Here is a 13,211-nt window from a genome sequence, read left to right as displayed (position 1 = left end):
CCACGGCTCGAGAACCCGTCACTGCGACATGGTGGAGCGGTGCGCCCAGCCGGTCATGCGCATCTCGATCCAGGCCATCAGCGCATACATGGCGATGCCTTCGACGGCGAGCATCAGGAGGCCGGCGAAAACCAGCGGCACGTTGAACTGGCTCTGGGCAGAGCTCATCATGTTGCCGAGGCCGTAGTTCGAGGCGACGGTTTCCGACACGACGGAGCCCACGAAGGCGAGCGTGATCGCCACTTTCAGCGAGCCGAAGAAATAGGGCATCGAGCGCGGGATGCCGACCTTCAGCATGATGTCGAGTTTCTTCGCGCCGAGCGCGCGCAGCACGTCCTCGGTTTCCGGCTCGATGGTGGCAAGGCCGGTCGCGACGTTGACGACGATCGGGAAGAAGGAGATCAGAAAGGCGGTGAGGATGGCGGGCACCGCGCCGATGCCGAACCAGATGACCAGGATCGGCACGAGCGCCACCTTGGGGATGGCGTTGAAGCCGATCATCAGCGGATAGAGCCCGGCATAGATCGCCTTCGACCAGCCGATGAAGAGGCCGATCGCCAGGCCCGCGACGACGGCGATCGCGAAGCCGACGGTGGTCGTATACAGCGTCTGCAGCGAGTTCTTCCAGATCGGCGACCAGTATTGCACGATCGCCTGGAAGACGCGCGACGGCGCCGGCAGCACGGTCGGCGAGGTCTGCAGCACGATGACCAGCAGTTCCCAGGCGAGGAAAAGTCCGATCGTATAGAGCCAGGGGGCGAGCTTCACCCAGTTGATGCGCTGGGCAAGCGGCTTGGCCGGCGTGGCGGTGTTTTCCGTGACCACGCTCATGCGACAACCCTCGCGCTGGCGATTTCGCCGTGCAGTTCATGCACCATGTCGTTGAAGGCCTTTTCGTACATGACTTCCAGATCGCGGGGGCGGGCGAAGGGCACGGTATGTTCCTTCAGCACCTTGCCGGGACGGGCGCTCATCACGAAGATCCGGTCGGCAAGGAAGGTCGCCTCGCGCAGGTCGTGGGTGACGAGGATGATGGTGACGCCCTGCGCCGCATGCAGGTCGCGGATGACGCACCACAGCTCCTCGCGGGTGAACGCGTCGAGGGCGCCGAAGGGTTCGTCGAGCATCAGGAGTTCGGGTTCGTGGATCAGCGCGCGGCAGAGGTTGGCGCGCTGCTGCATGCCGCCCGAAAGCTGCCAGGGGAATTTTGAGCCGAATCCCTTCAAGCCCACGGTTTCGAGCAGGTGTTCGGCCTGCTCGACATATTCCTTCTTGTTGGCGCGCAGGCGGTGGCGGTGTCTTTCGACAATTTCGAGTGGCAGGAGGATGTTGTCGAGCGTGGTGCGCCAAGGCAGCATGGTCGGGTTCTGGAAGGCCATGCCGACGATCGACACCGGCTTGGTCACCTGTCTGTCCGCAACGATGACGACGCCGCTCTGGGGGATGTGCAGGCCGGTGACGAGTTTCATCAGGGTCGACTTGCCGCAGCCGGACGGGCCGACGACCGCCGCGAACTCGCCCTTGCCGACCTTCATGGTCAGGCCGGAGACGGCAAGCGTGCCCGCCGCGCCGCCATAGCGCATGTCGACATTGTCGATGGAAACGAGGTGGGGCAATCAAATTTTCCTTTCGGACAGTCGTGTAGCAAACCCCCTCCCGCCTGCCGGCCACCTTCCCCACAAGGGGGAGGGTTAGATCTCCCGCAACGCCGACGCCCGATTTGGACGGGAGGGTTCGGCAGTTTAAGCCCCTCCCCCTTGTGGGGAGGGGTTGGGGAGGGGTCTTTGCGCTCTTACGGCAGCATCCGCTGTTCCTTGGCCGGCAGGAAGCTGGCGTCAAAAACCTGGTCGGCCTTGACGTTGCCCTTGAGGCCCATGGAGACTTTCAGCGTGTCGATGGAGGCGGTGAGCCGCGCCGGGTCGATGCCGCCGAAGCCGTTGGCGACGACGTAAGGGGTCTTGATGTTCATCGCGTTCGCCATTTTCAGGCGTTCCAGCTCGATATCCTTGTTGAGCGTCTCGTTGCGCTTGAGGACGGCGGCGACGCCCTCTTCCGGCTTGGCGACGGCATCGGCAAAACCCTTGGCGAGCGCCTTCAGGACACCCTTGACGGCAGCCGGGTTCTTGGCCGCGAAATCGGTGTTGATCAGCACCGCGTTGCCATAGAGGTTGAGGCCGTTTTCAGCCATCAGGATGGTGGCGATGTCCTCATCCTTGATACCCTGGGCTTTCAGGTTGAGGATGACCGAGAAGGCGAAACCGAAAACAGCGTCGACCTTGCCCTGGGCGAGCATCGGCTCGCGGACCGGAAAGCCGATCGATTCGATCGTGATCTTCGAATCGTCGATCTTGGCGACCTGCTTGAAGGCCTTCCACTGGGCGAAGGCGCCATCCGGCGGAGGCGCGCCGAGCTTCTTGCCTTCCAGCGACTTCGGATCGGTGGTGATGCCGAGCGACTTGCGGCCGACGACCGCGAAGGTCGGGCGCTCGTAGACCATCATCGCGGCCCTGATCTTCTGGTTCGGATCCTCGTCAAGGAACTTGATAAGCGAGTTGATGTCGCCAAAACCCATCTGGTAGGCGCCGGTCGCAACACGCGGGATCGCCTCGACCGAGCCGTTGCCGGTGTCGATGGTGACGTCGAGGCCTTCGGCCTTGAAGTAACCCTTGTCCTGCGCCAGCAGGAAGCCGGCGGCCGGGCCTTCGAATTTCCAGTCGAGCGTGAACTTGACCGCGGTTTGCGCCAGCGCCGGAGCGGCAGGCACCGAGAAGCCGGCGGCAAGCGCAAGGGCCGCGACGGCTGGGAGTTTTGAGAACAGTCTGCGCGAGATCATGAAGGTCGTCCCCCTGGAGTTTTTTGTTCGGATGGGATGCATCCAAGCGTTTATTCCGGGGCCGCGCAAGTCGAAATTGCACACAAAACAATCATACTTTAGAATTGTTCATTACATATGCAAACGCCATTTTAGTGTGCGGAATTCTGCCGATGTTTTTGGCAGCCGATTGAGAACCGCACGTCAGGCGCGAACACTGAAACTCCTGTTCCATATCATTCAGTGAGTTAGCGAAGTGGCGACCTACGTCCTCGCCCGGCACGGGAATGCGGACGCAACCGAAATCTAGGCCATTGGATCCGACCTGGGGGAGTTCTGAAAAACGGCAATGGTTTCCGTGGCTTCCGATTGAGGATGGGTTGTGGAACACGGCTCTTCCCTTCCCTCGCCCGGCAATTGTATAACCGCTTGACCGAACTCCTCACCCGCGAGCGTGCCGATGATCGAAATCCTCCTTCTGCTGCTGGTGATCCTGATGGTGGGTCTCAATCGCAAGACCTCGACGCGAGTGACTGCACTCGAAACGGAGCTGGAAGCGATCAAGGCCGATCTCTTGGCGCGGCAACCGGTCTTGGCTGCGGCGCCGGCGGCGCTTCCCGTGGCGGCAGCCGCTGCCGTCACCGAAGCCGTAATCGAGGAACCGGTGCCAGAGGCCGAAGCAGTTTCGGCAGAAGCTTTTCCGGAAGAGACGATCGCAGCGAGCACGGCAGCCGAGGATATTGCAGCAGCCGAAGAAGCCCCTGCCCCCGCAATGGCGGCAGCACGGCCGACTGCCAAGCCGAAGACCAAGGAAAACCTCGAAAGTTATCTTGGCGCCCGCTGGCCGGTCTGGGTCGGCGGCGTGGCGCTTGCCTTCGGCGGCATCTTTCTGGTGCGGGCGTCGATCGAGGCCGGGCTGCTCGGACCGGGTGCGCGCCTCGTGCTCGCCTGCCTGTTCGGCCTCCTCCTGATGGCCGGTGGCGAGATCGTGCGACGCCGGGCGATGCCGCAGGTGTCCGACCGGTTCAGCAATGCGATGATCCCCGGCGCGCTGACGGCGGCGGGTGCGGTGACGCTGCTTGGGGCGATCTATGCGGCCTACGGCGTCTATGAATTCATCGGTGCGACACCGGCCTTCGTCCTTTTGGCGCTCGTCTCGTTTGCCACCATCGGGCTCTCGCTGCTGCACGGGCAGGCGCTGGCCGGGCTCGGCCTGCTCGCCTCGCTGCTGACGCCCGGCCTCGTCGCCAGCGGCGAGCCGAACGCCAATGCGCTGTTCCTCTTCCTCGGCCTCACCTGGGTCGCGGTCAACGCCGCCTCGCGCTTCCGCCAATGGACGATCGTGCCGATGCTCGCCAATATCGGCATCGGGCTCTGGGTGATCGCCTATGCCATCGGCGCCGACGATTTCGATACGATGCCGCCGACACTGACGCTGATCGTGATGATCGCCAGCACCGGTTTCTTCTGGCCGGGCGCAGTCTATAGCAGGGACCGGGTGGTCAAGACCGGCTGGGGCGGAATGCTCGGGCGCCAGCCGCTGACCATCACGCTGTCGGTGGCGATCATGTCGGTTCTGCCGGCGCTCGCCATGCTGGCGACCAACCCGGTGACCGGCATCGATCCCTTCTTCCCCTCCGCGGCAGTCATCGCGGCGCTCGCGGCGCTTGGCGCCAGCCGCGCCTATACGGTTTGGCCGGCGATGATCGCCGCCTGCGGGGCGGTGCTGAGCCTCGCCATCGTGGCGATTTCGCTGCTTGACACCTATGTGCCGCAGCCGGTCGGCAACGAACCGCTGCCGGTCATCACCTATACGACGGAAATCGCCGTCAGCCTGCTGCTCGGGGCGGTGTTCACGCTGCTCGGCTTTGCGTTCCTGAAACGCTTCCGCAAGGCAGAGCCGGAATTCTCGATGGTCTGGAGCGTGCTGATGTCCGGCGTGCCGGTGGCGCTGGCGACGATCAGCTTCCTCAATTTCGGCAATCTCGGACGCGACTGGACGCATGGGCTCTACGGGGTCGGCCTCGGCCTCGTGCTGCTGGCCGGTGCCGAATGGCTGTTTCGTGAGCGCGACAAAACCGCGGAGGGCCGCATCGACTGGGCGGCCTGTTTCTTGATCGCCGGCTCGTTTGCCGGCTTCACGTTTGCGCTGCACGCGCTGACCAACGGCATCGTCACCACCATTCTCCTATCCGTGCTGGGCTTTGCCTATGTGCTCGGCATGCGGGCGCGGCCATGGCCGGCGCTGCCGTGGATGATGGCGGCGGCGATCCTGATCGTCTTCGGCCGCATCGCCTGGGAACCGACGCTGATCGGCCAGAACAGTCTCGGCACCACGCCGTTCTTCAACGCGCTGCTGCCGGGCTACGGCATTCCGACGCTGCTGGCGATCGCGACGGCCTATCTGCTGAAGGACTCTTCGGATTTCCGCATCCGCAACCTCATGCAGGCGCTCGCGTCGCTGGCCGGCCTGATGACGGTGGCGGTGCTGGTGCGCCATGCGATGAACGGCGGCGTGCTCGACGACCGGGTGCCGACGCTTGGCGAACAGTCGATCTATACGCTGCTGACGGTCGGGTTCTCAGGGATTTTGATGACGCTCGACCTCAAGTCGCCGAGCCCTGTCTTCCGCTGGGGTTCGATGATCGCAGGCGTGCTCGCGACGATCAATGCGCTGTCGCTGCACGTGTTTGCGCTCAACCCCTATTTCAGCGGCGAAAACACCGGCGCCTGGCCTTTCCTCAACCTGCTGCTGCTCGGCTACCTCCTGCCCGGCCTCGCCTATGCGCTTGTTGCCTACTACGCACGCGGGAGGCGACCCATGCCCTACGTGATCATGCTGGCGCTGGCCGGCGCGGTGCTCGGTTTCCTGTGGGCGACGCTTTCGGTGCGCCGTTTCTGGCAGGGGGAGAACATTGCCGACTGGAAGGGGTTCATGGCCGCCGAGACCTATACTTATTCGGTGGTCTGGCTGCTGATCGGCGTGTTGCTGCTGGCGATCGGCTCGAAGCTCGATGCCAAGAGCCTGCGGCTCGCTTCCGCCGCTCTCGTGCTGGTCGCAGTGGTGAAAGTGTTCCTGGTCGACATGTCGAACCTCGAAGGGATTCTTCGGGCGCTGTCCTTCATCGGGCTCGGTGCGGTGCTGATCGGGATCGGGCTTTTCTACCAGCGCATTCTGGTGAACAAGAGCGGTGAACCCGCCGCCACCAATTCCCAGGAAACCGCTTCGTGACCGTTTCCCTTGTCGCTTCCCTGGCCGCCGCCTTTTCGCCTTTCGAGGCGCTTGCCGAAACCCTGATCCCGCATGCGACCGAGGGCGACGACGGGTCGCACGACATCGCCCATATCCTGCGCGTCTTCCGCAATGCGATGCGCATCCATGCCAAGGAAGGCGGCGACGGGCGGGTGCTGGCCGCCGCCGTGCTGCTGCATGATTGCGTGTCGGTGGAGAAGAACTCGCCGCTGCGGGCGCAGGCCTCGCGGCTGGCGGCCGAGAAGGCGTCGGTGATCCTTGCCGATCTCGGCTGGGACAAGGCGGATATCGGGGCCGTCGCACATGCGGTGACGGCGCACAGTTTTTCGGCGAACATAACGCCCGAGACGCTGGAGGCGAAGATATTGCAGGATGCGGACCGGCTGGATGCGATCGGCATGGTGGGCGCGGCGCGCTGTTTCTACATCGCCGGGCGGATGGGGTCCGGCCTCTACGACCCGGCGGATCCGCTCGCCAAAGATCGCCCGCTCGACGACAAGGCTTTTGCGATCGACCATTTCGAGGTGAAACTGTTCAAGCTTGCCGACGGCTTCCAGACCGCCGCGGGGCGGGCTTTTGCCACCGAGCGGCACGCGCGGCTGAAACAGGTCCTCGACCTCTTCATCGACGAGATTTGAAGGAGACTTCCCATGCGGATCACCGAACTCAACTTCTATCCCCTGAAGAGCGGCCGCGGCATCGCGCTCGCCCAAGCGGAGATCGCGGCATCAGGCATTCCCGGCGACCGGGAGATGATGGTCGTCGATCCGACCGGCATGTTCATCACCCAGCGGGAATTGCAGCCGCTCGCCAGGCTCGAGGTCACTCCGGACAAGGATGCCGTGCGCTTCGCGATGGAGGGGCAAGGCGAGATTCGCGTCGCCCGGCCGCCGGCGGACCGGCGCATGGAGACGGTCGTGTGGAAATCGAGCGTCAACGCGGCGCTTGCCGACGATGCGGCCAATGCGACGCTGTCGGAATGGCTCGGCCGGGATATCCGGCTGGTGTTCTTCGACGAGCAGGCCCGGCGCGTTGCCAACCCGGAATGGGCCGGTGACAATTCGCCGGTGACCTTTGCCGACGGTTACCAGGTCCTGGTGACCACGACGGGGTCGCTTGCGGCGCTCAATGCGGACATGGCAGCCAAGGGCGAAGGCGCGGTCGGCATGGAGCGGTTCCGGCCGAATATCGTGCTCGACCATAGCGAGGCCTGGGCCGAGGACGGCTGGACCGGCATCGAGATCGCCGGCATCCGCTTCGATTTCGTCAAGCCCTGCGCCCGCTGCATCATGACCACCCAGGACCAGCAGACCGGCACGCGCGACGTGCCGGACCCGATCCCCGCCATGGGCCGCATCCGCATGTCGGCCGATCGGCGCGTGCCCGGCCCGCTGTTCGGCTGGAACGCCGTGCCGCGCGGCACCGGGCATATCAAGGTCGGCGATATTGCGACGGTGGTTGCCGAGCGGCCGGAGGCCTGGACGATCAAGCGGCGGGCTTGAGCGGTTCCCATCGATGATCGTCACCGACCGGCTCATCCTCAGGCGTCCAAAGCTTGCCGACGTCCCTGCCCTGTTCGAATTCCTCGGCGACCCGAACGCGATGCGGTTCACCCATGTGGACGGCTCACCGAGGGAATGCCGGCGGCGGGTGGCGGTGCACGAATGGCGCCGCCGCCGGGACGGCTACGCGCCCTGGACTGTCGAGCTGAGGGAGAGCGGCCGGATCATCGGCTGGGGCGGGCTTTACGACGATCCTTTCGATCCCGGCTGGGGCGTCGAGCTCGGCTACTACTTTCACCCCGATAGCTGGGGCAAGGGATTTGGCCGCGAGCTGACGGCGGCAGCGATGCATGAAGCCGACGAGGTCCTGAAACTGCCGAAGGTCGGGGCCTTTGCCCGGCCGGAGAATGCCGCCTCGCGGCGACTGCTCGAAAAGACGGGCTTTCAGGTGGTGCGTTACGTGCCCAAGATGGAACGCTATTATTTCGAGCGCCTGTCGCCGGAAAGTTGAAGGGCCGCCGGGGCGGCCCCTCCCATTACTCGGCCGGATTGAGCGCCACGCCATCCGGCACCGCCTGCGGCTCCGGCCTGTTCAGCAAGCCATAACCGATCAGCATCGTCGTGAACGCCAGCGCGCCGCCGGCCACCGCGACCCAGAAGCCGTTGGAGGCGCCGTAGGCGTCGATCGTCCAGCCGGCGAGCGAGGAGCCGGCGGCAAAGCCGATGCTCATGCCGGTCATGGCATAGGTGATGCCTTCCGTGACCTGCGACGACGGGACGATGCGCTCGATCAGGGTCATGGCGCTGATGAAGGTCGGCGAGATCGCGGCGCCGGCGAGGAAGATCACCGCCGTCAGGCCCCAGAGGCTGCCGACGAAGGGCATGGGCAGCGTGGTGACGGCGGCGACGAGGCTTGCGAAGAGCAGCCGGCGGGCCAGCGACGACTTGAACTTGATGGCGCCGAAGACGATGCCGACCACGAAGGAACCGGCGGCATAGGCCGACAGGATGTAGCTGGCGGCCCCCTTGTTGCCCAGCGCTTCCGAGAAGGCGACGACCGAGACTTCCGCCGTGCCGAAAATGATGCCCATGCCGGCGCAGAGCACGACCAGGAACCACATGGGCAGCAGCCGCATGACCGAACCGCCGCCCTTTACGCGATGCGGATCGACCTTAGGTTCGGTCGACTTCTGGACGACGAAGAGCGTCGTGCCGACGGCAAGGAAGGCGGCGGAGGCGAGCACGCCGGCTTCCGGGAAGAGCCCGACGCTGAGGCCGATGCCGAAGACCGGGCCGCAGATATAAACGAGCTCGTCGATCACCGATTCGAAGGCGAAGGCGGTGTGCAGTTCCGGCCGGTCGCGATAGATCTCCGACCAGCGGGCGCGCACCAGCGCCATCATGCTCGGCATAAGGCCGGCGACGAGGGCGAAGGCGAACAGCGTCCAGATCGGCCAGCGCATCCAGGCAGCAGTGGCAAGACCGATCAGCGCGAAAAAGGTGACGAACGTCGTCGGCATCAGCACCGCCGACTGGCCTTTTGAATCCACCCAGCGCGATACCTGCGGGGAGATGAATGCGTTGGCAAGCGCGAACGTGGCCGAAACCGCGCCGGCCAGCCAATATTCGCCATGCGTCTGGGAAAGCATGGCGACGAGGCCGATCGTCGTCATCGGCAGCGGCAGCCGCGCCACGAAAGCGGCGGCGGAAAAACCTTTCGTACCCGGCCTTGCGAATATTTCGCGATAGGGATTGGGCATAACCTGCTCCTTGGGTTATTTTGAATGAGGATTTACATACGCCGCGTATGTGAGCTAAATAGTCGCATACCTTTCGTATGTCAATTAACATACGGCGCGTATGCGAATAATTCGGAGTCCGCATGGCTGAGAAGATGGCAGACAAGATCGTCACCAAGATGGCCCTTGAAACGACGCCCAGGAGCACGCCCAAGCCGCGCAAGGAAATGATCGCCGAAACGAAGGCCAAGCTGATCGCCGCCGCAAGGCACGCGTTTGCGCGCCAAGGTTATGCGGAAGCCTCGATGGACGATTTCACCGCCGGCGCCGGACTGACGCGCGGGGCGCTCTACCACCATTTCGGCGACAAGAAGGGCCTGCTGATGGCGGTGATCATGCAGATGGACGCGGAAATGTCCGACCGGCTCGCCACCATCTCATCAAGAGCCGAGACGCCTTGGCAGGCTTTCGTCGACGAATGCGTCGCCTTTATCGAGATGTCCCTGGAGCCGGAGATCCAGCGCATCATGCTGCTCGACGGCCCGGCGGTGCTTGGCGACCCGTCGCAATGGCCGAACCAGAGCGCCTGCATTCGCACGACGACCGCCAGCCTTCAGAAGCTCATCGACCAGGGCACCATCCGCCCCGTCGACGCCGAAGCCACCGCCCGCCTCGTCAACGGCGCGACGCTGAGCGCCGCACTCTGGATTGCCAATGCGGAAGACCCGGACGCGGTTTCGAAGAAGGCGGTGGAGGTGTTTCTGACGCTGGTTTCGGGGTTGTTGGTGGAGAGGTGAGGTTGAGATGCCACGTTGGTTGAGCCGAGAAAGACGCTTACTTCCGCTTCCGGCCCTAAGCGGAAGCTTCACGACAGGTGAATTTCTTCGCCGTGTATAATGGACGGGTTCGTCGAAAATACAGGCGCCAATATGCTCGTACTCGGCGCTCTTGAACGGCTTCAATTTAAAGTTGGTCTGTCATCAAGCGCGTTTTGCTGTACCCGACCTGCTCAGATCGGGTACACCGTTTCGACGGAACCTTAGACCTGCCGCAAGCCGCCGTCGACGCACAGTTCGGCACCGGCGATGTAGCTCGCGTCGTCGCTCAACAAGAACAAGGCGGCCGCAGCCACTTCTGAAGGCCGTGCCATACGACCCATCGGAATCGGAGCAACAATTGCCGCGCGAGTGTCTTCCGCGACAGCTGCCATCATGTCCGTATCGGTGGGGCCGGGTGCAACGACATTGACCCGAATACCTTTGGGTGCGAGTTCTGCCGTCCAGGTTCTGGCGTAGGATCGAACGGCCGCTTTGGTTGCGCAGTAGGTTCCGTAATCCGAGTAGCCGGCGTTCCCGGCTATGGACCCGACGAGGACGACCGAGCCGCCTTCTGTCATTGCGGGAAGAGCTGCCTGGAGGCCGAACACCATCCCTCGAACGTTGACGTCGAAGTGGCGGTCGAAGTGCTCCGGCGTGATCTCGGCGATCTGCGAAGGCTCGGAAAGACCTGCATTCAAAACAAGCGCGTCGATACGACCGTATGCTTTGCGCACTTTTTCGACAGCAATTACCATGTCTTCCGGAGAGCTCGCGTCAGCGGTAATAGCGACCGCGCCATTGCCGATGCCTTTGGCCGCGATTTCAGCATCTTCACCTCTACGACTGGTGATGAAGACATGTGCGCCTTCGGCAGAAAGTCGTTCTGCAATAGCCAGGCCGATACCCTTCGCGCCACCGACGACTAAAGCCACCTTGTTAATCATTCGAGCCATCGTAAATCCTTTCACTGAATGGTCTCGCGATGATATACGTTGGATATCTGATATCAATTACGCACCTGGAATAGACTAGATATGGACGAGTATACCGACCTGGAAGCCCTCTCTCATCGCGCGCTTTGCGACATGGCGCAGGTTCGTCCGGTGCTCGACAAGATTGCTGATAAATGGACGATCCTGATACTGACAGTGATCTGTCCCAAACCCTCGCGCTTCAACGAACTCAAGCGGCGTCTCGATGGGATCACTCACAAGGCTCTGGCCGACGCTTTGAAGAGGCTTGAACGGAACGGCCTTGTGACGAGAACCGTACTTCCAACGCAGCCGATTGGCGTGGAATATGCAATTACTCCACTAGGCCATTCACTGCGGGAGCCGTTTGAAGCACTATGTTCATGGGCAGCGGCCAACGGCGACAAGGTTGAGGCGGCCACGCTACACTACGACAACACGGGAAATCGTCGTTGACGGCGTCGCCGTGTCCGCTTCTGCCGCTAAGCGGACGCGACGACACACGCTCCCGCCTCACGCATGCAGCTATTCGCAAAGCAGATCGTCCGCCCCTTGCCGAACGATTACAACGGAATCATCACACTATGCTGCCTGATCCCCGGATTTGGGCGATCCCCGAGAGACTGCCTTCGGAAACGTACCCTTGAGCCCCTCCCCACGAGGGAAGGAGCTCCACGCACCGCGTACAGATCATACGCGACTCTCGCCTTCCGATCAGAGCGCCGCCACGCGCTTGGGCAGCACAAGATCACCCACTGTATAGGTGTGGAACTCGCTCTTCGAGACGTCGTCCAGCTTTCGAAATTTTTCGGCGAATACCGGGTCGGAGAAGAACTCGTTGACATTTCCGGCAGCTTGGATGGCTTCGATATTGACGACGGTCTGTCCGTCCGTGCTCTTTGCCAAGGTGCTCCAGAGGAACCCCTCTTTCCGTTCGGCGACGTAGTGGACGACATCCTGGATGATGGCGAACGCCTCCTCCTGCTTGCCGGGGTGGGCGTGAATGACGTTGACGATGAACGTGGTCGGGACGGGAAGCGGCGAAAAGGCAGCGGAAGAGTTCGTTTCCATGAGTGTCTCCGTTTGAAAATGCGGCTGGCAGCCGCGGCGACATCTGGATATCCGGCGACGGATATCGGATAAACGAGCCCTTATTCTCATCACATCGGAATTTTATTCCGCAATTGGATCGTCATGGACAAGCTTGGAACGCTCGGAGTTTTCATCCAGGTCGCGGAATGCGGAAGCTTCGTCGCTGCAGCCCACCGTCTTGGATTGTCGGGTTCGGCCGTGGGAAAGGCCATTTCACGGCTCGAAGATGAGATGGGCGTGCGGCTGTTCCATCGCTCGACCCGCAGCATGGCGTTGACGGAAGAAGGCAGTTTCTTCCTCGATACCTGTCGGCGCATCCAATCCGAATTCGAGTCCGCCCGGGCGCAGTTGTCGCGGTCGCAGACGAGCCCGCGCGGACAGCTTCGTGTGAGCCTCCCGCTCGCAGGCATGCTTTTGATGCCGACGATCTCGGCCTTCATGGAGGCGTATCCGGAGATCAATCTCGACCTCGATTTCACCGACCGGCTGGTCGATGTCATCGAGGAAGGTTTTGATGCCGTGATCAGAACGGGCGAGGTCAGAGACACGCGTTTGATGAGCCGGAAGCTTGGCACGTTCCGGCACAGGATCGTCGCCGCACCGGGGTATCTCGCCGCGAACGGTTGGCCGAAGGTTCCGGAAGACCTGCTCCAGCACCAGTGCCTTCACCACCGGTTCGCCAATTCCGGAACCCTTGAGCCTTGGCCGCTGGTTCGCGACGGACGCGAGGTGAAGATCGAGCTTCCCGTGACCACCGTCGCAAGCACGCTGGAGCCATTGATCTACCTGGCGGAACGATCTTTCGGCATTACCTGCCTTCCTCCATTCGCCGTGGCATCGGAACTGGCCGAAGGAAAGCTCGTTTCGCTGCTGGAAGAGTACATGGCCGAGACCGGAGCATTCCGTGTTCTGTGGCCGACCAATCGATATCTCTCCCTCAAGGTCCGGGCTTTCGTCGATTATATGGCTGGCGAACTGTTCAAGGCCTGATTCACTGTTGCCCCAGCCCCCACTCCCCCGCCTC

At 62.7% G+C, this 13,211-nt stretch carries 13 protein-coding genes; 7 read left to right on the top strand and 6 right to left on the bottom strand.

Annotated elements, in window-relative coordinates:
- Positions 1-18: 18 nt before the first annotated feature.
- The 3 genes from LZK81_RS06930 to LZK81_RS06920 form a co-directional block, all read right to left on the bottom strand.
- A complete protein-coding gene (locus tag LZK81_RS06930; RefSeq protein ID WP_233955622.1) occupies positions 19-831 on the bottom strand; it encodes an ABC transporter permease in 813 nt (270 codons plus the stop codon).
- Positions 828-1,616, bottom strand: coding sequence for an ABC transporter ATP-binding protein (locus LZK81_RS06925; protein ID WP_233955621.1), 789 nt, complete (start codon positions 1,614-1,616; stop codon positions 828-830). Before LZK81_RS06925 ends, LZK81_RS06930 begins: the two co-directional genes overlap by 4 nt.
- A gap of 176 nt (positions 1,617-1,792) precedes the next feature.
- The gene (locus LZK81_RS06920) at positions 1,793-2,833 is read right to left on the bottom strand and encodes an ABC transporter substrate-binding protein (RefSeq protein ID WP_233955620.1); all 1,041 of its coding nucleotides are present in this window, start codon (positions 2,831-2,833) and stop codon (positions 1,793-1,795) included.
- A 439-nt stretch (positions 2,834-3,272) separates the two neighbouring features.
- On the opposite strand from LZK81_RS06920, the gene LZK81_RS06915 reads away from it, so the two are divergent.
- The 4 genes from LZK81_RS06915 to LZK81_RS06900 are packed head-to-tail and all read left to right on the top strand — an operon-like array spanning position 3,273 to position 8,078.
- Positions 3,273-6,044 (top strand): DUF2339 domain-containing protein, encoded by a 2,772-nt coding sequence (locus LZK81_RS06915; protein ID WP_233955619.1) that lies wholly within the window; start codon positions 3,273-3,275, stop codon positions 6,042-6,044.
- Positions 6,045-6,064: 20 nt separating this feature from the next.
- Positions 6,065-6,703 (top strand): HD domain-containing protein, encoded by a 639-nt coding sequence (locus tag LZK81_RS06910; protein WP_418936498.1) that lies wholly within the window; start codon positions 6,065-6,067, stop codon positions 6,701-6,703.
- A gap of 12 nt (positions 6,704-6,715) precedes the next feature.
- A complete protein-coding gene (locus LZK81_RS06905) occupies positions 6,716-7,567 on the top strand; it encodes an MOSC domain-containing protein (protein WP_233955616.1) in 852 nt (283 codons plus the stop codon).
- Positions 7,568-7,580: 13 nt separating this feature from the next.
- The gene (locus LZK81_RS06900) at positions 7,581-8,078 is read left to right on the top strand and encodes a GNAT family N-acetyltransferase (protein WP_233955615.1); all 498 of its coding nucleotides are present in this window, start codon (positions 7,581-7,583) and stop codon (positions 8,076-8,078) included.
- Between the two features lie 25 nt (positions 8,079-8,103).
- Here LZK81_RS06900 and LZK81_RS06895 read toward each other — a convergent pair whose 3' ends face one another.
- Complete coding sequence (locus LZK81_RS06895) at positions 8,104-9,327, bottom strand: MFS transporter (RefSeq protein WP_233955614.1); 1,224 nt, start codon at positions 9,325-9,327, stop codon at positions 8,104-8,106.
- A gap of 158 nt (positions 9,328-9,485) precedes the next feature.
- Between LZK81_RS06895 and LZK81_RS06890 the strand changes: the two genes are divergently transcribed.
- Positions 9,486-10,103 (top strand): TetR/AcrR family transcriptional regulator, encoded by a 618-nt coding sequence (locus LZK81_RS06890; RefSeq protein WP_233956496.1) that lies wholly within the window; start codon positions 9,486-9,488, stop codon positions 10,101-10,103.
- Between the two features lie 242 nt (positions 10,104-10,345).
- Here LZK81_RS06890 and LZK81_RS06885 read toward each other — a convergent pair whose 3' ends face one another.
- Entirely contained in the window at positions 10,346-11,077 is a 732-nt protein-coding gene (locus tag LZK81_RS06885; protein ID WP_233955613.1) for an SDR family NAD(P)-dependent oxidoreductase, read from the bottom strand.
- 81 nt (positions 11,078-11,158) lie between these two features.
- Between LZK81_RS06885 and LZK81_RS06880 the strand changes: the two genes are divergently transcribed.
- On the top strand, positions 11,159-11,551 hold the full coding sequence (locus tag LZK81_RS06880; protein ID WP_233955612.1) for a winged helix-turn-helix transcriptional regulator: 393 nt from the start codon (positions 11,159-11,161) through the stop codon (positions 11,549-11,551).
- Between the two features lie 258 nt (positions 11,552-11,809).
- Here LZK81_RS06880 and LZK81_RS06875 read toward each other — a convergent pair whose 3' ends face one another.
- Positions 11,810-12,166 carry an antibiotic biosynthesis monooxygenase gene (locus LZK81_RS06875; protein WP_233955611.1) on the bottom strand — a complete coding sequence of 119 codons (357 nt, stop codon included), beginning with the start codon at positions 12,164-12,166 and terminating at the stop codon, positions 11,810-11,812.
- A 123-nt stretch (positions 12,167-12,289) separates the two neighbouring features.
- On the opposite strand from LZK81_RS06875, the gene LZK81_RS06870 reads away from it, so the two are divergent.
- The gene (locus tag LZK81_RS06870; RefSeq protein ID WP_233955610.1) at positions 12,290-13,177 is read left to right on the top strand and encodes a LysR family transcriptional regulator; all 888 of its coding nucleotides are present in this window, start codon (positions 12,290-12,292) and stop codon (positions 13,175-13,177) included.
- The last annotated feature ends 34 nt before the right edge of the window (positions 13,178-13,211 follow it).

The organism is Neorhizobium galegae (assembly GCF_021391675.1).
Classification (GTDB): domain Bacteria; phylum Pseudomonadota; class Alphaproteobacteria; order Rhizobiales; family Rhizobiaceae; genus Neorhizobium; species Neorhizobium galegae_B.
The sequence above is the reverse complement of the archived record's forward strand: the minus strand, read 5'-3'. Positions and strand labels throughout refer to the sequence as shown.